We start from the raw sequence: 19,025 nt of genomic DNA, 5'->3' as shown, positions 1-19,025 counted from the left end.
GGCACTGGGCATCCTGACGGTTCAGGGGCGATCAGCGGCCTGAGACCGGTTCCAGCAAGGCACGCCAAGGGCGTGCCTTTTCCGTTTGGCCAGGCCGGAGAAACGGGGGAGGGAGGACCGGCCGCCGCAGCCTTGCAACGCAGCCCGCCGCCACGGGTCTCGCGAAACAGCCTTTCAGCCAGAGGCTCCCGCCCGGCGCGCGGCTTTTGGAAAAAGCCGCTTGCCCGTTGGGCGTGGCGCCGCGCACAGCGCGGCGCCACGCCCAAGGCCGGGGACGGTTCTGGCGTCAGCCGGGGCAGGCCTGCGGGCGCGGGAGCGCCGCCGTAACTTCCAGGTCAGACCTTTACGGGCTGCGCAAGCTCCAGCAGCTGATCCAGATCCATATAGCGCTCCAGATGCTCTGCCAGCGCGTCCAGCGTCTCCTCGACGCCGTCCTCATAGCCCGCCTGGCTCTCATGCCCCAGTCCGGCCAGCACGCTGGCGCGGAAGGCGTCCGAGGAAAACAGCCCGTGCAGATAAGAGCCCTTCACTCGCCCGTCGGCCGAGGCCGCGCCTTCGGCCCGCCCGTCAATGTCCAGCCAGGCACGGGCGCAGTCGGCGCCCTCGGTGCGGCCCATGTGAATCTCATAGCCGCTCACCGGCAGGTTGCCGTTGCGGGTCACCGCCTCGGTCAGCGTCACCCGCTTTTCGCCTGCCATCACCGTGTGCACATCCAACAGGCCCAGGCCGTCCACCTTGCCGGGCCGCCCGTCGACGCCCTCGGGGTCGTCGATGGTCTTGCCCAGCATCTGGTAGCCGCCGCACAGGCCCAGCACATGTCCGCCCCGGCGGTAGTGCGCCAGAATGTCGATGTCCCAGCCCTGGCGGCGCAGGCAGGCCAGGTCGCCAATGGTCGACTTGCTGCCGGGCAGGATCACCAGATCCGCATCGCCAGGCAGGGCGCGGCCCGGCGGCACGATTTCCACCGTCACCGCAGGCTCTGCGGCCAGCGGGTCCAGATCGTCGAAATTCGCCATCCGCTCCAGCTGCGGCACCACCACCTTGCAGGCGCCGCCCTGGCGCGAGGCGATGTCCATCATGTCCTCGGCCGGCAGCTTCCAGGCATCCCAGAACCAGGGCACCACGCCCAAGGACGGCCAGCCGGTGCGCGCGGCAATATCGTCCCGCCCGCCGTCAAACAGGCTCAGGTCGCCGCGGAACCGGTTCACCATGAACCCAACAACCCGCTCCAAGTCCTGCGGCTCCAGCACCGCATGGGTGCCGACGATCTGCGCAATCACCCCGCCGCGGTGGATGTCGCCGGCAATCACCACCGGAACCCCTGCGGCGCAGGCAAAGCCCATATTGGCAATGTCGTTCTTGCGCAGGTTGGTCTCGGCGGGGGAGCCTGCGCCCTCGATCAGCACCAGATCCGCGTCCGCCGCCAGCCGGTGGAAGCTCTCCAGCGCCGCCTCCAGGAGGCCGGATTTATCGCGCATGAACGACCCGGCGCCTTGGGTGCCGCGGCGCTTGCCCTGCACGATCACCTGGGCGCCGGTGTCGGTCTCGGGTTTCAGCAGCACCGGGTTCATGTCGGTATGCGGCGGGCGCATCGCCGCGCGCGCCTGCAAGGCTTGCGCACGGCCGATCTCGCCGCCCTCTGGGGTGACGGCGGCATTGTTGGACATGTTCTGCGGCTTGAACGGCGCCACCCTCAGCCCGCGCCGCACATAGGCACGCGCCAGCCCCGCCACGATGAGCGACTTGCCGACATTGCTGCCGGTGCCCTGGATCATGATCGAACGCGCCCGTGTCATCCTGTTGCCCACTCCCTGCCTGCGCCCCGTATGTCACGGGCCTGCATAGCAGCTTAGGCGGCGCCGTCCATGCCCGCTGTGCCGGAACCGTCCCGCGGCTGCTGCCGCGCGACAGGCTGAACCAACGGAAAGCCCGGGTGCGCAAAAGAAAAACGCGCCCCTGAAGGGCGCGCTTTTCAGCAATGCGAAGCAGGAGCCTTAGGCGGCTTCTGCCTGCGCAGCGTTGCGGCGTTCGCTTTCTTCACGCGACAGCGCAACCGAGGTCCGCACACCGCGGCCCACGAAGTCCATCAGGCCTTCCACAACCCGTTCGTTCGGGTCGATACCGGCGCAGGACAGCACTTCGCGGCCATCGCGCGAGCGCGCCCAGCGGGCGATTTGTTCCGGGCCATTGCCGTACTTCTTGTCGTCGGCGATGGCATCATCCAGTGCGGCCAGGACAACGGCTGCAAACAGTTTGCGGGCGCGGTTGCCTTGCTCGTTGTTATAAGCGGTGCCGTCTACGAAATCTCGCATCTCGTATCCCTTGTTGTTCTTGCTATTGCAATTTTCGGCGTAGCGCTGCTTATGGCGGAATTGTGACGATTCGGATAGGGCGCAGATGCATAGCTTTCATGCAAATTGCGCATACCTTATTCACTCATCTTCCATACCATATCCTTGTCTTGCCAGCGATCAGCCCGCCAGATATAGGGTCTTGCAAATTATCATCAACCATCTGAAAGGCATTTTCCCATGCCCAAGATCAACGGCAATGAAATCCGCCCCGGCAACGTCCTGGAACATAATGGCGGCCTTTGGGCAGCGGTTAAGGTCGATCACGTGAAACCCGGCAAGGGCGGCGCCTTTGCCCAGGTCGAGATGCGCAACCTGCGCAACGGCTCCAAGCTGAACGAGCGCTTCCGCTCGGCGGACAAGGTGGAACGCGTCCGCCTGGAGCAGAAGGACCAGCAGTTCCTTTACGAAAGCGACGGCATGCTGGTGTTCATGGACGCCGAAACCTATGAGCAGATCGAACTGCCCGCGGAGCTTCTGGGCGACCGCCGCCCGTTCCTGCAGGACGGCATGACCATCGTGGTGGAGTTCTACGAGTCCGAGGCGCTGAACGCGACCCTGCCGCAGAAAGTCACCTGCAAGATCGTCGAGACCGAGCCGGTCGTCAAAGGCCAGACCGCGGCGAACTCCTTTAAGCCCGCGATCCTGGACAATGGCGTCAAGGTCATGGTGCCGCCCTTCGTCGGCCAGGACGAGATGATCGTGGTGAACACCGAAACCATGGAATATTCCGAGCGCGCCTGATCCAGGCCGCGCCCCGGAAGCAGAAAGCCGCCCTCCCTCGGGGGCGGCTTTTTCTTTGCCCGCGGGGCTGCTAACCGGATCACCCGGCCGGCAGCGCCAGGCTGAACCCGCATTCATCCATCATCTTGCCATAGGCCGCTGTGAACCCGCTGAGCGACGCCTCATAGAGCATGTCGTTGCCCGCCCAGATCTCCACCCAGCTTCCCTGTTTCATCGCCTGCAGCATCGGCAGGTGATCCTCAAACCGCAGCACGCTTTCGGCCTCCGCCAGACCTTCCGCGCTGATCCAGGAGTTGATCCCGGCAGCGATCGAGAACGTCCGGTCGAAATCAAAGATGAAATCCACGGTGCCGCCCTGCTGCATCAGCGTCGGGTAATGGCGCGGCGCGTATTCCAGCACCCGGGCCATCGGAAAGAAATCCGGCGGGCCGGCATCGCCGGAAAACACCTCCAGCGCCAGGAGCGGGTCGCCATCACCACCGGTCCAGGCGCGGCAGGTCAGGTAACTGTCCTGCCCGGTCTCATGCGGTTCGGTGGCGACGTGCCAGTCCTTGTAGTTCCAATACTCCGCCACGGCGGGGGAGGCCGCCAGGGCGGTCAGGCAAAAAACGGAAACAATCCGCATCAGTACATCCTTCTCGGCAATCGGCCGCAGCCGTTTCCCGCGACCGTAGCGCAATCAGATGAACAGAGGCTTGTCAGAAGCCAAGGGACGCCAGCCGGCTGTCCACCATCCCCCGGTAGCCGGCGCCGAACAGCCGCAGGTGCACCAGCGCGGGCCACAGCTGATAGATATGACGGCGCGCCTCATGCCCCGGCTCCAGCTGTCCGTAAGCCTCGTGAAATGCGGCAGGCGGGGCACCGAACAGATGCAGCATCGCCAGATCCGCCTCGCCGTGGCCCCAGTAACAGGCCGGGTCGATCAGATAGGCGCTGCCGCCGCTGAACAGCACATTGCCGGTCCACAAATCGCCATGCAGCAGGGCGGCAGGCGGCGCGGCGGGCAGCAGCTCCGGCAGACGGGCGCACAGCGCCTCAATCCGCAGCCGCAAATCGCGGGGCAGGGCGTCCGGGGCGGCCAGCAGGCGGCGGCCGGCCCAGAACGCCGGCCAGTCCGGCAGCGGCGCGTTGGGGATCGCGACGGCGCCAAAGGCATAGTCTTCCGCCCAGCCGTACTGCGGACCTGTCACCGAATGCAGCTGCCGCAGCGCAGCGCCCAGGGCCTGCCAGCCCGCCGCGCTGGCGGCGGTCTCCTTCAGCGCTTCCATCAGCAGGACATGACCGGCAACGCCCAGCACCTCCGGCGCAGGCACTCCCGCAGCCCGGATCGCGCCCAGCATCGCAGCCTCCGCCGCCACCAGCGGCCCGGTCTTGGCCACCACCCGGCGGCCATCGCTCAAGGACAGAAGCTGCACCTCTGACAGATCACCGCCGTGCAGCGGGCGGGCGCGCGCAACCTTGGCGCCCAGCAGGGACAAAACCGTCTGGTTCAGCCCGCTCACGGCTGCCAGGCGACGCGGGCGTCCCCGGCCTGCATCTCGCCCTTGGCGCGGTCAAACCGCAGGTAGGCGATACCCTTGCCGCCCGATTGGGTGAACAGCGTGCCAACCGGCTTGCCCCCGGCAGTGATCTCAGTCCCCACCGGCGCGCTGCCCTCGACCTCGACCGTGCGGAAGCCCTTGCGCAGCTCGGTCTTGTGCTTCATCCGCGCGGTCACCTCCTGGCCGACATAGCAGCCCTTGCGGAAGTCCACCCCGTTCAAATCCTCGAACCCGGCCTCCAGGATATAGCTGTCCGGCCCCAGCTCAACGCCGGTTTCCGGAATGCAGTGGGCGACCCGGATCGCGTCCCAATCGCTGCCGTCATCGCCGCCTTCAGTGCCATACAGCCGCCAGCCCATCGCCGGGTGGCGCGGATCGGCCAGCGCGCCCTCCGGAGCCGCCCCGGTGCCGCGCCTGACCTGCAGCTCCGTCATCTCCACCTGCACATCGGCGCGCAGCCGGTACATGTTCAGCCGCTTCAAGAGGCCTTCGGCCAGCGACGCCTCCACGTCCAAGAGCACCGCATCGCCATCGGCGGCCAGAAAGAAATCCGCGATGTACTTGCCCTGCGGCGTCAGCAGCGCGGCATAGACCAGGCCATCGCCCAACCGGTCGACGTTGTTGGTGACAAGCCCTTGCAGGAAGCTCTTGGCGTCGCTGCCGCTCAGGCGCAGGATACGGCGGTCGCTCATGTGTTTTCTCCTGTGTGCCTCTGGGGGCGTTTCACTGCTTGGCCCAGTGATATAGGAAGCAGGGCGGAAGAAAACAGCAAATCCGCAGAGGAAGCCCTCCATGCCCGCGCCGGTCAGCATCGTGATCCCGACCCTCAACGCCGCAGAGGAGCTGCCAGCCTGCCTGGAGCATCTGATGGAGGGGCTGGGCGCCGGCCTGATCCGCGAGCTGGTGATCACCGACGGCGGCTCCGCGGATGAAACCCGCGCCATCGCCCAGGCCGCAGGCGCCGAATGGATCACGGGCGCGCCGTCGCGCGGCGGCCAGCTGCGCCGCGGCTGTGCGGCGGCCAGGGGGGAGTGGCTGCTGGTGCTGCATGCCGACACCCGTCTGGAGCCGGGCTGGGCCGCCGCAGCGGCGCAGCATTTGCGGGAGGGGCAGGGCAGGCCTGCCTATTTCCGGCTGCGGTTCCGGGCCCGCGGGCTGATGCCCGCCTGGGTCGCGGGCTGGGCCAACCTGCGCGCCCGCCTGTTCGGGCTGCCCTATGGCGACCAGGGTCTGCTGCTCCGCCGCGAGGAATACGAAGCCGCGGGCGGCTACCCCGATCAGCCGCTGATGGAGGACGTGTCGCTGGTGCGCCGTCTCAAGGGGCTGACCGCCTTGCCGTCAGCGGCGCTGACCAGCGCCGCGCGCTATCAGCGGGCCGGCTGGCTGCGGCGCGGGGCCAGGAACCTGTGGACGCTGGCGTGTTACTTTCTGGGGCGGGACACGCACAAACTGGCGGCTTCTTACAAGAAGTAGAAGAGAGGGCATCGCCCGTCCGCGGGCGGAAGCGAAGCGCCCGCCCATGGGGGCGGACGGGCGCTGCCCGGCCTTTCGGCCAGGCGGAACAGGTCATGATGACTACCCGAACACCTTGCGCGCAAAGCGGCGGAACCAGCGTTCCTTGCCGTTGTTCGCCGCGCCCTCCGGAACCTGCTCCGCCTGGGCGGCGATGCTGGAGGTGTCCACCACCGTCTTGCCGTCCTGGAATTGCAGCCGGTAGAGGTCGGCATAGATGCCGCCGCGCGCCAGCAGCTCGTCATGGCTGCCCTGATCCACAACCTGGCCGCGGTCCATCACCACGATCTTGTCGGCGTTGCGGATGGTCGACAGCCGATGCGCGATCACCAGCGTCGTGCGCCCGCCCGCCAGCTTGTCCAGCGCCTGCTGCACCACCTTCTCCGACTGCGCATCCAGGGCCGAGGTCGCCTCGTCCAGCAGCAGCACCGGCGTGTTGCGCAGCAGCGCCCGCGCGATCACCACCCGCTGCCGCTGGCCGCCCGACAGGGCAGAGCCGCGCGGGCCCACGCGGGTTTCCAGGCCATGCTCCAGCTTGGGCAGGAAATCCGCCACATGCGAGGCGTCCAGCGCCGCCTGCAGCTCCTCATCGCTCACATCGGTGCGCCCCAGCACGATGTTTTCACGCAAGGTTTCGTCAAACAGCATCGCGTCCTGCGTCACCACCGAAAACAGGCTGCGCAGATCCGCGGTGTTCAGATCGGTGACCTCAACCCCGCCGACGGTAACAGACCCCGTCTGCGGATCGACCATCCGGGTCAGCAGGTTGAAGATCGTCGATTTGCCCGCGCCCGAGGCGCCCACCAGCGCAGTGGTCTTGCCCGCTTCGGCCTCCAGCGCCAGCCCGTTCAGGATCCTGGCATCGCCATAGGCCAGGCCGACGCCTTCCAGCTTGATTTCCGGCAGCCCCTCCGGCGCCGGCTTCGGCGCGGCAGGCTCGCTCAGCAGGATCGGCGCATCCAGCAGCTCCTTGATGCGCTCCAGCGCCGCCGCCGCGCCCTGCCACACGCCCGAGATATTGGCCAGCCGCCGCATCGGTTCAAACGACAGGCCGATCGAGGTGAAAAAGCTCATGAATTGGCCGACGGTCTTTTCCCCGGCAATGATCTCATTGCCGCCATACAGCAGCACCGCCATAAAGCCGACACCGGCCATGATGTCGGTCATCCCGGAGATCGAGGAGGTGCCAAAGGCCGCCTTCACCTCGGAGCGGACAAATTCGTCCTGGCGTTCGCCGAACCGGCGGGCCTGATACTCCTCCAGACGGTTCAGCTTGACGGGCACGATGCCGTGGAAAATCTCGTCCAGCCGGGTCGCCAGATCAGCCCCCAGATCCCGCGCCCGCGACGCCTTCTTGCGCACATAGCGCTGGATCGAGGCGATCGGCAGCAGCAGCACCGGCACCCCGATCAGCAGGATCAGGGTCCAGCGCCAGTCGATGCTGAAGGCCACGCCCAGCACCGCCACCAGCGCCACCAGATCGCGCCCCGCGCCGGTGATCACCGCCTGCCAGACCGCGTTGATCGCATTGACGTCCGATTGCACCCGCTGGATCAGCAGCCCCGGCGGGTGCTGCTGGTGAAATGCCGGGTCCTGGCGGATCAGGCGCGCCAGCATGTCCTTGCGCAGATGCGCGGCAGAGGTCTGCGATACCTTGCTCAGCAGCACCTTCTGGGTGACGCTGGACACGCCCCGCAGGGTGAAGATCGCCAGAAACGCCAGGCTGACCCAGACCAGCGCGTCGGAATTGCCCGCGACAAACACCAGGTCGAACATCGGCTGCATCATATAGCCAAGCGCGCCCATGGTGGCGCCTTCCACCAGCATAAAGATCACGGCGACGCCCAGCAGCCCGATGTAATGACGCAGGTATCCGCGCCACAGCCAGCCGAACAGCTCCTTCGAGGACTTGTGCGGTTTCTGACTCATTGCAGCGATTTCCGGCAGGAAATTCGTGTCATTGCGGGCCTTTCCCTGTCGTTCCTGCGCCATTTAAGCAGGTGGGCAGCAGGGCGCAAGCAATTCGCCGTGACGCAGCGCTCTGCGGAATTGACCCGGCGCGTTGTGCGGCTAGTGTGGCAGGACAGATCAACCGCGGCGGGCAGGGGCGTCTTCCGCGCTGCAGGGAACACCTAAGATGAACGGATCAGTGAACGTGTCGGCAGGCCGGTCTTACCTTGCCATCCCCGGGCCTTCGGTCATTCCGGACCAGGTGCTGCAGGCGATGCACCGGGCCTCTCCCAATATCTACGCGGGCGAGCTGGTGGAGATGACCGCCACCCTGATCCCCGATCTGCGCCGGGTGGCGCGCACGCAGCATGAGGTTGCGATCTATATCGCCAACGGCCACGGCGCCTGGGAGGCCGCGCTGCAGAACACCCTGCAGCCGGGCGACAGGGTGCTGGTGCCCTCCTCGGGCCGGTTTGGTATCGGCTGGGCGGAAATGGCCCAGGGGCTGGGCGTCGAGACGGACATCCTGGACTTCGGCAATCACGCGCCCTGGGACATGGACCGGATCGCCGCAGCGCTGGCCGCAGACACCGGCCACCGCATCAAGGCGGTGCTGGCGGTGCATGCAGACACCTCCAGCTCGATCCGCAACGACGTCGCCGCCCTGCGCCGGGCCCTGGACGCCGCGGGCCACCCGGCGCTTTTGATGGCCGATTGCATCGCCTCGCTCGGCTGCGACCGGTTCGAGATGGACGGCTGGGGCGTCGACGTCATGATCACCGCCTGCCAGAAGGGGCTGATGGTGCCTGCGGGCCTGGGCATTGTGTTCTTCAACGCCCGCGCCGCCGAAGCGCGCCGCGCACTGCCGCGGATCAGCCGCTACTGGGACTGGGAGCCGCGCGCCAACCCGGAGGAGTTCTATCAGTATTTCGGCGGCACCGCGCCCACCCATCACCTCTACGGGCTGCGCGCCGCGCTGGACATGATCCACGCCGAGGGGATGGAGGCGGTCTGGGCCCGCCACGCCCATCTGGCCCGCGCCATCTGGGCCGCTTGCGAGGCCTGGGGCGCCGACGGCCCGCTGCGGATGAATGTGCCGGACCGCGCCTTGCGTTCCCACGCGGTCACCGCACTGCGGATCGGATCGCCGCTGGGCACTGAGCTGCGGATGTGGCTGGAGCAGAACCTGGGCCTGACCCTGGGCATCGGCCTGGGCATGGCGCCGCCCCGCAGCCCGGACTGGCACGGCTTCTTCCGGCTTGGCCACATGGGCCATGTCAACGGGCATATGATCATGGGCCTCTTGGGCGGTATCGAAACCGGCCTCAGGGCGCTGGACATCCCGCATGGGAAAGGCGCGCTGGAAGCGGCCGCTGCCGCGCTGGCGGGCGCTTAGCAGGCAGCCGGTTGCAGGCGCAGGGCGGCGTCACGCCTTCTGAGAGTTCAGCCGGATTTCCAGCCGGGTGATGAAATGGTTGATCAGCACCGCCAGCACCAGCACGGGAACCATCCCGTACATCACCCAGATCACAAAGAAGATCCACATCAGGTTGATCCCGGCAAAAGTGATCGCGGCAGTGAAGAAATCCGGCATGCCGTCCGGCAGTTCGTGGTCACGCATGACTTATCTCCAGGTACTACTGTAAAATGGTAGTACAGGAGTGGTGAATGTCCGGTAAAACCGCCGCGAGTGCTGTGCCGCTGGCGGGATTCAGCCTGCCCCGTGCGCAGCCTCCAGCGCCCGCGGCAGCGCGGCGGCAAAGGCCTCCAGCTCAGCGTCCGGCCCGCAGCTGACGCGGATGCAGCGGTTCTGCGGCGCCGCAAAGGGCATCCGCACGAAAACGCCCTGATCCACCAGCGAGTCCAGCACCGCCTTGGCAAATGCCCCGTCCCGGCCGCAGTCGATTGCCACGAAGTTGGTGGCCGAGGGCAGGGCGCTCAGGCCGTTTTGCGCGGCAATCTCTGCAATCTTCGCCCGCGCGCCCTCGATCTGCGCCAGCACCTGCGCCAGCCAGTCCTGATCCTGCAGCGCCGCCAGCGCGCCGGCCTGCGCCGCCCGGTTCATCCCGAAATGATTGCGCACCTTGTTGAAGGCGGCAATCAGCTCCGGATGCCCCAGCGCATAGCCCACCCGCGCCCCGGCCATGCCATAAGCCTTGGAGAAGGTCCGCATCCGGATCACCCGGGGATCATCGGCGCTGACAGGCGCCGCGGTGCCTTCGGGCGCGCATTCCACATAAGCCTCGTCCAGCAGCAGCAGGCAGCCCTCCGGCAGCGTGTCCAGCGCCGCGGCAATGTCTGCGCCCTTGTGCCAGCTGCCCATCGGGTTGTCGGGATTGGCCAGATACACGATCCTGGCATCTACCTCCGCCGCCCTGGCAAAAAGGGCCGCGAGATCCTCGCGGTCGTCCTTGTAGGGCACCGTGTGGATCACCCCGCCAAATCCCGCGACATGGTAATTGAACGTCGGATAGGCCCCCAGCGAGGTCACCACCGCGTCGCCCTGGCCGATCAGCAGCCGCACCAGGCAGCCAAGCAAGCCGTCGATGCCTTCGCCGACCATGATGTTTTCCGGCTGCACCCCGTGATGCGCCGCCAGCGCCAGCCGCAGGTCATGGCTTTGCGCATCGCCGTATTTCCAGATCTCCGCGGCGGCTTGCGCCATCGCCTCCACTGCCCTGGGCGAGGGGCCGAAAATGTTTTCATTCGCCCCCAGCCGCGCGGCAAAAGGCGCGCCGCGCTCGCGCTCATGGGTTTCCGGCCCGACAAAGGGCACGGCGGCGGGCAGGGAGAGGGCAAGCGGGGTATAGCGGGGGCCAGTCATGGCGGCAGATAACCCCAAGCGGCTGAGCGGGGCAAGGCCTGCCTGCCCCCACGTTGCACTGGAAACAGGTCCGGTTCCGGGGCAGGCTGCCCGGGAAATTTCAGCGGGGAGAAGACCATGGCCAGAGTTACCACCGGCTACAAGGACAACATCGCCTATGTCACGCTTGCCCGTCCGGACAAGCACAACGCGCTGGACGAGGAGATGGTGAACGCGATCATCGCCGCCGGACAGGAAGTGGCCGCCTCGGATGCCCGCGCGGTGGTGCTGTCGGGCTCCGGCAAAAGTTTCTGCGCCGGGCTCGACATGGCCAGCTTCGCCGTGCTGGCGCAGCGCGACCTCGACAGCTATGTGATGGACCGCACCCACCACGACGCCAACGCCTTTCAGGAGGTGGCGATGGTCTGGCGCCGGGTGCCGGTGCCGGTGATTGCCGCGGTGCATGGCGCTTGTTTCGGCGGCGGGCTGCAAATCGCTCTGGGCGCCGATATCCGCGTCGCCCATCCCGATGCGCAGCTGTCGGTGATGGAAATGAAATGGGGGCTGATCCCCGACATGGGCGGCATGGCGCTGCTGCCGCGGCTGGTGCGCTCCGACGTGCTGCGCCGCCTGACCTACACGGCGGAAAAGATCGGCGCGCAGCAGGCGCTGGACTGGGGGCTGGTGACCGAACTGGCCGGCAACCCGCTGTCGCGCGCCAATGAGCTGGCCGCCGCCATCGCTGCGCAAAGCCCCTCGGCAATCCGCGCCGCCAAGCGGCTGATTGCCCAGGCCGAAAGCGGCGCCTCCCAGGCCGAGGTGCTGCTGGCCGAAAGCGCCGAACAGCTGGCGCTGATCGGCAAGCCCGACCAGATGGAGGCGGTCACCGCCCAGTTGCAAAAGCGCCCGCCGAACTTCCGCTGAGGGCAGCGCGGCCCGGTGCTGAACGCGGCTCCGGGCCGTCTCCTCTTGCCCGGTTGAAACCGTCCCGCCGCCTGGCGGGGCGGCAGCGCCCGGCAAGGGGTTTTTTGCTGAAAAACAGCCTTGAAAACTGCAACGGCGGGTTTTTGCCAAATTTTACGTAAATCCGCCGACGCAAGCGGGAAACCGCCGCCTGCCGGCAGAATAATGCCGCGTAAAACCAGCAGAAAGACCTGTTAACCTTTTGGCAACCTCTGGGCGCAAAACCTGACTTCAAGAGGGCGCAACAGGGGCAGATCCAGCACCTGGCAGACGGACAGCGGGGGACCCGGACGGCTGCGCGCACCCTCTGGAACTGCAGTGGAACCGGCCAGGCTGAGACCGCCCTGGGCCGGGCTTCAGAAAGGAGTGAGGCTGATGCATCTGGTGCGTAAGAAGTGGTTTATTTTGTTTGAGAGCGGCGCCTTGCTGTCCCGGACCGGGGACAGGATCACATATTTCTATGACGAGGCCCTGAGCTTCGGCAACCGTGAGGAGGCGCAGCGCTACCTGGCCTCAAACGAAAACCGGGTCAGCTGCACTGGCCTGCGCCCGTCGCTGACCGAAGCGGCGTGAGCGGATGGCTTGCCGCCAGCCGGGCCGCGGAACGGCACGCCGCGGCAGAGGCGCGGATGCCTAGTTCCGCCCGCTGGCTGCTCGCCTTCAGCGGGGTACTGATCTCGGCCGCGGCGCTGGTGTTCTGGGTCTGGCTCGGCGGCGCCGGCCAGGCGCCGGCAGCGCAGCCCGGCTGGTTCACCTTGGCGGCGCTGCGCTATTTCTGGCTGCCCTTCCTCAGCGGCGCCGGCCTGGTGCTGGCGGTCTGCTGCGCCGGGCGCTCCGGGGTCTGATCTGCCGCCTGACCCCGGGGTGCAGGCCGGTCTGCGGGACCGCCCGCCCGCCTGCACACAAAAAGGGCCGCAGCCTCAGCAGGCGCGGCCCTCATCACATCTGGACGGCGGCTGGATTACAGCGACGCGTCGTAGATCTTGGAGATATTGGCGCCAAGCGCGGCGTCATATTCCTCATCGCTCATCGCCACATTCAGGCCCTCGGTCAGGGCGCGGCTGAAGGAGGCGATCATCTTGGGGTTCTGCGCCAGGCGCGCGCAGGCGTCATCGGTGGTGTAGCCGCCCGACAGCGCCACAACCCGCACCACATTGGCGTGGTCCGCCAGATCGTCATACAGGCCCGGCTTGGTCGGGATGGTCAGCTTCAGCGCCACCTTGGAATCGGACGGCAGGGCGTCCAGCTGGGCCTTGATTTCTGCCTTCAGCAGCTCTTCGGCCTCGGCCTTGGTGGCAGAGTTGATGTCCACTTCCGGCTCGATGATCGCCACCAGGCCGGCCGCAACGATCTGCTGGCCCACTTCGAACTGCTGCGCGACAACCGCCTTGATGCCCTCGGCGTTGGCGTCCTTGATGACCGAACGCATCTTGGTGCCGAAGATGCCCTTGCCGTTGGCGCGCGCCAGCAGCGCGTCCAGCTCCGGCATCGGCTTCATCATCTGCACGCCGTTTTCCTCGTCCGCCAGGCCCTTGTCGACCTTCAGGAAGGGCACCACGCCGCAGTCGTTCCACAGGAACTCTGCGGTCGGCTTGCCTTCGATCTCGCCGTCCATGGTCTTTTCAAACAGGATCGCGCCCAGGATGCGGTCCTGGGTGAAGCTCGGCGAGGTGATGATGCGGGTGCGCATCTTGTGGATCTCGGCGAACATCTCGTCGTCGTTCGAATAGGCGTCCTCGTTCACGCCATAAAGCTTCAGCGCCTTCGGGGTGGAGCCGCCCGACTGGTCCAGCGCGGCGATAAAGCCTTTGCCGTTGGCGATGCGGTCGAGTTGTGCCTGCTGTACGGAAGCGTCTTTGGCCATAATGCCTCACTCTCTTGCGGATGGTGTGATGTCTTGGCGCTGTCTATACCGTGAATTGCGCGGGAAACAACGGGGTGTTGCGCTAACGGAGGAAGGATTTCCGCGCATCGCGCGCCATGTTGCAGCGCATCTCCAGATCCGCAATGCGCGCCATTGCCGCCTTGCGCGCCTGCGGGTCCGTCAGGGCGGCATAATCCTTGCGCGCCGCGTCCAGTTCCGCCTTCAGCCGGAACTCCTCCGGCACCACACCGGCCTGCGCCATGATCCGCATCCCCGCCGCTATTGCCGGGTCCGCCAGCGCCTCGCCGCTGCGGTCCGGCAGCGGCTTGCCTTCGCCCTCCAGCCCCTGCAGCTGCCCTTCGGCCTGCGCCTTGGCCAGCTGGCGTTCGATCAGGCTGCGGAAGGCGCGGGTCATGCGGAACCTCTCTGCGGTGCGGTGCGGCGCAATCTTATCAGCCGCAGCTCAGCCCAGCCAGTCCTTGCGGTTGACGGCATCGTTCAGCGCAATCAGGTCCGCGCGCAGCTCCTCCAGCCCGATCGGCCCGCCCAGGCAGACCCGCACCGCCTCCTGCGGCAGGCCCGTGACGGTGAAGGCATCGCTGGGCATGATGCCGATCTGGCGGCCCGCCATGCGGCCCATCACCTCGGCCCGGCTGGTGCCGCGGGGCAGGGTGAGCCACCGGTTGAAGGCCAGCGGATCGCTGTCCGTGAAGCAGTCCTTCAGCACCTCCCCCGCCAGCGCCTGCCGTTCCGCGGCCGCCTTGCGGATGAATTTCTGGATCGCGGCGGCGGTGCCATCCTCGATCCAGCGGCCCAGCAGCGCCAGGTTCAAGGGCGACACCATCACATGCATCGAGCGCAGCGCCTGGCTGAACTGCCCCAGCACAGCGCGCTGCGGCACCGTGGTATAGGCCAGCCGCAGACCCGCGCCGAAGCACTTGGACAGGCCGGCAATATGCCAGCCGAGATCGGGGATCAGGCTGCTGACCGCCTGCGGGGCGCCATTGTCGACAAAGCAATAGGCGTCATCCTCGATCAGCGGCAGGTCATGCTTTTGCAGCACCGCGGCAATCTCCTGCCGCCGCTTGGCCGGCATGGTCCTGGTGGTCGGGTTCTGCAGCGTCGGGTTCAGGTACAGCGCCGCGGGCCAGTGGCCGGTGATGGCTTTCTCCAGCGCATCCGGCTGGACGCCGTCCTTGTCTCCGGCCAGTCCGATCAGCCGGATGCCCAGCCGCGCCGCGATGGACCGCAGCCCGGGATAGGTCACGTCTTCGCACAGCACGGTGGAGCCAGGCTCGCACAGGACCGTCAGAATCGCATAGATGCTGGCATGGGCGCCCGGCGTGATCACCAGGCGCTCCGGCACGCAGGGCAGGCCGTTGGCCTGCATCCAGTCCGCCGCAGTGGCGCGGTCCTGGGGGCTGCCGGTCACCGACTGGTAGCGCAGCAGCGGCTGCAGGTTGGCGGCGACATGCGCCAAGCCCTTCTGCATCCGCGCCAGCAATGCCGGATCGTCCGGCTCCGGCGGCATGTTCATTTTCGGGTCTTCTTCCAGCGCCCGGCGCGGATCTGGGCGCCCGGGCAGGGCCTCGGCGGCGCGCACATAGGTGCCGCGGCCGACAAAGCTCTCGATATAGCCGCGCCGCACCGCCTCGGCATAGCCGCGCGACACGGTGGAGAAATCCAGCCCCAGCTCCTGCGCCACCCGCCGTTGCGGCGGCAGCCGGTCGCCGGGTTCCAGCACGCCTGCGTCAATGTCGGATTTGATTGCCTCGGCCAGCTCCAGATAGCGGGGGCGGGCGCCGTCCAGCCGGGCAGGGGTCCATTGTTTCATTGCCGTGTCTCCGAAACGGCATTGTGCCGTGATTGATTGGTTCAATGCAGGAGTGCGGCAATAAATGCAACATGAATGATTGCATATTGATTGCATTCAATCCGGGAATCGCGCTATCAGGCGGCGCAACCCAAGGAGACGCGCGATGACCGGGACCGACGTTTTGCACCAGGACCAGCGGGAGCTGAAGCCTGCGCTTCTGAAGGGGCTGCGGCTGCGCTGCCCGAATTGCGGCGGCGGCAAGCTGCTGCACAGCTATCTCAAGGTGAACGACAGCTGCACGGAATGCGGCCAGGAGCTGCACCATCAGCGCGCCGATGACGGCCCGGCCTATCTGACGATCCTGGTGGTCGGCCACATCCTCGGCTTTGCGCTGCACATCGTCTACACCCAGATGCGCCCGGACCCCTGGACGCTGGCGATCATCATGTCGGTGATCACCGTGGGCGCCTCGCTGATCATGCTGCCGCGGATGAAGGGGCTGGTGGTGGCCTATCAATGGGCCAAGCGGATGCACGGTTTCTGAGCGCGCCGGAAACGCATTCAATCAAAAAGCAAAAGGCGGGCCAGCGGCCCGCCTTTTTCTGTTCTCTCCCAGCGCCGCGCAGCGGCGCCGGGCCCAACGGGACGGATCAATCTGCGATTGATCCGGGACGGGCGGGAGAGCCCGGCCTGCCTGGGCGTCAGTTTTCAAACACTGTGCCCCTGCGCTGCTTCATGGCGTTCACACGGCGGTGGAACTCTTTTGCGTCCCTGACTCCCTCCCTCACGATCAAGGCCAGCTTGCGGATCTTCTTTTCCATCTTTCCCTGCAGAAGCTGGGTGAATTCAACGAGTTCCTTCAAGCCGTTCTTTAAATCAGCTTTGTTCGCGTCAATGGCCTTATTCAGCTTTTTCAGCTGTTTCGCTTCCCGGTCGGAAATCGTTTTGGCGAGGCGCTTCTCATCCAGCGGGTCTGAATTTTCCCTGAGCCTGATCAGATTCTGGTTGATTTCAGAGATACGGCCGATGCCGGCATTGGAAAATTTTTTCAAGGCCTCGTGCAGGGCCTCAGCGGATGCCAGTGCTTTCTCTGCATCCTTGGGGTCTCCGACACAGTATCCTTTCACATAGTTTTTCTTGTACTCGTCAAAATCTTTTTGGAACGTGTCGAGCGCACTTCCGACGGCTTTGCCGCTTGTCTTCACCACGCTGTTCTTGGAGGCATTTGCGCATTTGACAAGTGCCCGCCATTCCTTGTTGTAAACCGTTTTGAGGGGGCTTTTAGAGATGGCGATTTCGCTGTCGAATTGCGATTTGAATTTTTGCAGCATTTTTCTGCCCTCGTCCCCGAACATATAGTCGATCGAGTACTTGTATTCCTTGAGAACGGCCTTCTCTTCTTTTCCGACCGACTTCTCGAGGGCGTCCCATGCCTTCACAACGTGTGAAAATTGCTTCTTGCCCTGACCCAGCTCTTTCAGCGCAGTCTCATATTCTTTCCGCAGCTGTTCGGTGGTTTTCGCCATGTAAATATCCCCCTTACCTTCCGGCCCTCATAGGCAGGCGGAACGGGCCGGTGACTTGTTAACCATAATGCTGAAAGCCTAGAGGGCGCATCCGGCCGCGGTCAACATGGCCGCGGGAAAAGAAAAGGGCGCTGGCTGATGTGCCCGCGCCCTCAGTTCCAGGTGCTGTGCTGCTTGTCAGACCAGACGCGAGGCGTCCTTGGCCGCGCGCACGAAACCGTCGAACAGCGGGTGCGGCGCAAAGGGTTTGGATTTCAGCTCCGGGTGGAACTGCACGCCGATGAACCAGGGGTGATCGGACCATTCCACGATCTCCGGCAGGCGGCCGTCCGGCGACATGCCCGAGAATTTGAGGCCGCATTCCTCCAGCTGCTCGCGGTATTTGGTGTCGACCTCGTAGCGGTGGCGGTGGCGTTCTTCGATGTGGGTGCTGCCGTAGACCTCGGACACTTTGGAGCCTTCCAGCAGCGTCGCGTCATAGGCGCCCAAGCGCATGGTGCCGCCCTTGTCGTCACCGACTTTGCGCTCGACGGTCATATTGCCCTGCACCCATTCCTTGAGGTGGTAGACAACCGGCTCAAAGCGTTTCTTGCCGGCCTCGTGGTCGAACTCTTCCGACCCCGCTTCGGAGATGCCTGCCACGTTGCGCGCAGCTTCGATCACCGCCATTTGCATGCCCAGGCAGATGCCCAGGTAGGGGACCTTGTTTTCACGCGCGTACTGGGCTGCCTTGATCTTGCCTTCGGTGCCGCGTTCGCCAAAGCCGCCGGGCACCAGGATCGCGTGGAAGCCCTGCAGGTGCGGGGCGGCGTCTTCCTTGTCGAAGAGTTCCGCGTCGACCCATTCGATCTTGACCTTGACCCGGTTCGACATGCCGCCGTGGGTGAGGGCTTCGGCGATGGATTTATAGGCGTCTTCCAGCTGGGTGTATTTGCCGACGATGGCCACCCGAACTTCGCCCTCGGGGTTGTAGATGCGGTCGGCCACATCTTCCCAGCGCTCCAGGTTCGGCTTGGGGGCGGGGGCGATGCCGAAGGCATCCAGAACCGCCTGGTCCAGACCTTCGCGGTGATAGGCCAGCGGGGCCTCGTAGATGGATTTCAGGTCCTGCGCGGCAATCACCGAATCCGGGCGCACGTTGCAGAACAGCGCCAGCTTCTCGCGCTCTTTCTTCGGGATCGGGCCCTCAGAACGGCAGACCAGGATGTCCGGCGCCAGGCCGATGGAGCGCAGCTCCTTCACCGAGTGCTGGGTCGGCTTGGTCTTCAGCTCGCCGGAGGCCTTGATGTAGGGCAGCAGGGTCAGGTGCATGAAGATGCATTCGCCGCGCGGCTTGTCCTGGGCGAACTGGCGGATCGCCTCGAAGAAGGGCAGGCCCTCGATGTCGCCGACGGTGCCGCCGATTTCGCACAGCATGAAGTCGACCTCATCCTCGCCGATGGAGATGAAGTCCTTGATTTCGTTGGTGACGTGCGGAATGACCTGAATGGTCTTGCCGAGGTAGTCGCCGCGGCGCTCCTTCTCCAGCACGTTGGTGTAGATCCGGCCCGAGGAGATCGAGTCGGTCTTGCGGGCGGGAACCCCGGTGAAGCGCTCGTAGTGGCCGAGGTCCAGGTCGGTCTCGGCGCCGTCGTCGGTGACGAACACCTCGCCGTGCTCGAACGGGCTCATGGTGCCCGGGTCGACGTTCAGATAGGGGTCCAGCTTGCGCAGGCGGACGGAGTATCCGCGGGCCTGCAGAAGCGCCCCCAGAGCCGCCGAAGCCAGGCCTTTGCCCAGGGATGAAACAACACCGCCAGTGATAAAGATGAAACGCGCCATGAGTGTTCGGCTGCCCCCGTGAGAAGTCAGAATCTAGCTGCCCGGCGGTCCTCGGAATCAGTCCAAAAACCGCAGCATCACGGGACTTCATAAATAAAGGATTCGCACAAAAAGCGCAAGGGAACCGCAAGATG

20 protein-coding genes are annotated in these 19,025 nt (G+C 65.7%); 7 read left to right on the top strand and 13 right to left on the bottom strand.

The features are described from left to right. Nucleotides 1-335: 335 nt before the first annotated feature. Both CAER_RS0107500 and CAER_RS0107495 read right to left on the bottom strand, forming a co-directional pair. Entirely contained in the window at nt 336-1,796 is a 1,461-nt protein-coding gene (locus tag CAER_RS0107500; protein ID WP_027234767.1) for a cobyric acid synthase, read from the bottom strand. 198 nt (nt 1,797-1,994) lie between these two features. After that, complete coding sequence (locus CAER_RS0107495; RefSeq protein WP_008556013.1) at nt 1,995-2,312, bottom strand: DUF6280 family protein; 318 nt, start codon at nt 2,310-2,312, stop codon at nt 1,995-1,997. A 219-nt stretch (nt 2,313-2,531) separates the two neighbouring features. On the opposite strand from CAER_RS0107495, the gene efp reads away from it, so the two are divergent. Beyond that, the gene (gene efp / locus CAER_RS0107490) at nt 2,532-3,095 is read left to right on the top strand and encodes an elongation factor P (protein WP_027234766.1); all 564 of its coding nucleotides are present in this window, start codon (nt 2,532-2,534) and stop codon (nt 3,093-3,095) included. 79 nt (nt 3,096-3,174) lie between these two features. Here the strand turns inward: efp and CAER_RS0107485 are convergent, their stop codons facing one another. From CAER_RS0107485 to ygfZ, 3 genes are all read right to left on the bottom strand, one after another. Beyond that, nucleotides 3,175-3,720 (bottom strand): hypothetical protein, encoded by a 546-nt coding sequence (locus tag CAER_RS0107485; protein ID WP_027234765.1) that lies wholly within the window; start codon nt 3,718-3,720, stop codon nt 3,175-3,177. 73 nt (nt 3,721-3,793) lie between these two features. After that, on the bottom strand, nt 3,794-4,597 hold the full coding sequence (locus tag CAER_RS0107480) for a fructosamine kinase family protein (protein ID WP_027234764.1): 804 nt from the start codon (nt 4,595-4,597) through the stop codon (nt 3,794-3,796). Next, nucleotides 4,594-5,328, bottom strand: coding sequence for a CAF17-like 4Fe-4S cluster assembly/insertion protein YgfZ (gene ygfZ / locus CAER_RS0107475; protein WP_027234763.1), 735 nt, complete (start codon nt 5,326-5,328; stop codon nt 4,594-4,596). The genes CAER_RS0107480 and ygfZ overlap by 4 nt, the downstream gene beginning before the upstream one ends. A 100-nt stretch (nt 5,329-5,428) precedes the next feature. Between ygfZ and CAER_RS0107470 the strand changes: the two genes are divergently transcribed. Next, nucleotides 5,429-6,109, top strand: coding sequence for a TIGR04283 family arsenosugar biosynthesis glycosyltransferase (locus tag CAER_RS0107470; protein WP_027234762.1), 681 nt, complete (start codon nt 5,429-5,431; stop codon nt 6,107-6,109). Between the two features lie 102 nt (nt 6,110-6,211). On the opposite strand, the gene CAER_RS0107465 is transcribed toward CAER_RS0107470, so the two are convergent. After that, entirely contained in the window at nt 6,212-8,077 is a 1,866-nt protein-coding gene (locus CAER_RS0107465) for an ABC transporter ATP-binding protein (protein ID WP_027234761.1), read from the bottom strand. A 208-nt stretch (nt 8,078-8,285) separates the two neighbouring features. On the opposite strand from CAER_RS0107465, the gene CAER_RS0107460 reads away from it, so the two are divergent. Beyond that, entirely contained in the window at nt 8,286-9,494 is a 1,209-nt protein-coding gene (locus CAER_RS0107460; protein ID WP_027234760.1) for a pyridoxal-phosphate-dependent aminotransferase family protein, read from the top strand. A 30-nt stretch (nt 9,495-9,524) separates the two neighbouring features. Here CAER_RS0107460 and CAER_RS0107455 read toward each other — a convergent pair whose 3' ends face one another. Beyond that, complete coding sequence (locus CAER_RS0107455) at nt 9,525-9,719, bottom strand: hypothetical protein (RefSeq protein ID WP_027234759.1); 195 nt, start codon at nt 9,717-9,719, stop codon at nt 9,525-9,527. Between the two features lie 90 nt (nt 9,720-9,809). Further along, the gene (locus CAER_RS0107450) at nt 9,810-10,922 is read right to left on the bottom strand and encodes a pyridoxal phosphate-dependent aminotransferase (protein WP_027234758.1); all 1,113 of its coding nucleotides are present in this window, start codon (nt 10,920-10,922) and stop codon (nt 9,810-9,812) included. A gap of 117 nt (nt 10,923-11,039) precedes the next feature. On the opposite strand from CAER_RS0107450, the gene CAER_RS0107445 reads away from it, so the two are divergent. The 3 genes from CAER_RS0107445 to CAER_RS0107435 all read left to right on the top strand — a co-directional run bounded on the left by CAER_RS0107445 (nt 11,040) and on the right by CAER_RS0107435 (nt 12,709). Further along, nucleotides 11,040-11,825 (top strand): crotonase/enoyl-CoA hydratase family protein, encoded by a 786-nt coding sequence (locus tag CAER_RS0107445; RefSeq protein ID WP_027234757.1) that lies wholly within the window; start codon nt 11,040-11,042, stop codon nt 11,823-11,825. A 414-nt stretch (nt 11,826-12,239) separates the two neighbouring features. Continuing rightward, on the top strand, nt 12,240-12,437 hold the full coding sequence (locus tag CAER_RS0107440) for a hypothetical protein (RefSeq protein ID WP_008555795.1): 198 nt from the start codon (nt 12,240-12,242) through the stop codon (nt 12,435-12,437). Continuing rightward, nucleotides 12,434-12,709: a hypothetical protein gene (locus CAER_RS0107435; protein ID WP_027234756.1), complete on the top strand. Its 276-nt coding sequence runs from the start codon at nt 12,434-12,436 to the stop codon at nt 12,707-12,709. Before CAER_RS0107440 ends, CAER_RS0107435 begins: the two co-directional genes overlap by 4 nt. 116 nt (nt 12,710-12,825) lie before the next feature. On the opposite strand, the gene CAER_RS0107430 is transcribed toward CAER_RS0107435, so the two are convergent. From CAER_RS0107430 to CAER_RS0107420, 3 genes are all read right to left on the bottom strand, one after another. Beyond that, the gene (locus CAER_RS0107430; protein ID WP_027234755.1) at nt 12,826-13,728 is read right to left on the bottom strand and encodes a fructose bisphosphate aldolase; all 903 of its coding nucleotides are present in this window, start codon (nt 13,726-13,728) and stop codon (nt 12,826-12,828) included. 82 nt (nt 13,729-13,810) lie between these two features. After that, nucleotides 13,811-14,143, bottom strand: coding sequence for a DnaJ family domain-containing protein (locus tag CAER_RS0107425; RefSeq protein WP_027234754.1), 333 nt, complete (start codon nt 14,141-14,143; stop codon nt 13,811-13,813). Between the two features lie 48 nt (nt 14,144-14,191). After that, nucleotides 14,192-15,562 (bottom strand): aminotransferase-like domain-containing protein, encoded by a 1,371-nt coding sequence (locus tag CAER_RS0107420; protein ID WP_027234753.1) that lies wholly within the window; start codon nt 15,560-15,562, stop codon nt 14,192-14,194. Between the two features lie 145 nt (nt 15,563-15,707). On the opposite strand from CAER_RS0107420, the gene CAER_RS0107415 reads away from it, so the two are divergent. Continuing rightward, nucleotides 15,708-16,088 carry a DUF983 domain-containing protein gene (locus tag CAER_RS0107415; RefSeq protein WP_027234752.1) on the top strand — a complete coding sequence of 127 codons (381 nt, stop codon included), beginning with the start codon at nt 15,708-15,710 and terminating at the stop codon, nt 16,086-16,088. 157 nt (nt 16,089-16,245) lie between these two features. On the opposite strand, the gene CAER_RS0107410 is transcribed toward CAER_RS0107415, so the two are convergent. Both CAER_RS0107410 and CAER_RS0107405 read right to left on the bottom strand, forming a co-directional pair. Beyond that, a complete protein-coding gene (locus CAER_RS0107410) occupies nt 16,246-17,070 on the bottom strand; it encodes a hypothetical protein (protein ID WP_027234751.1) in 825 nt (274 codons plus the stop codon). Between the two features lie 177 nt (nt 17,071-17,247). Beyond that, the gene (locus CAER_RS0107405) at nt 17,248-18,891 is read right to left on the bottom strand and encodes a CTP synthase (protein ID WP_027234750.1); all 1,644 of its coding nucleotides are present in this window, start codon (nt 18,889-18,891) and stop codon (nt 17,248-17,250) included. Between the last annotated feature and the right edge of the window lie 134 nt (nt 18,892-19,025).

The sequence above is a fragment of the Leisingera caerulea DSM 24564 genome (assembly GCF_000473325.1).
Classification (GTDB): Bacteria; Pseudomonadota; Alphaproteobacteria; order Rhodobacterales; family Rhodobacteraceae; genus Leisingera; species Leisingera caerulea.
The sequence above is the reverse complement of the archived record's forward strand: the minus strand, read 5'-3'. Positions and strand labels throughout refer to the sequence as shown.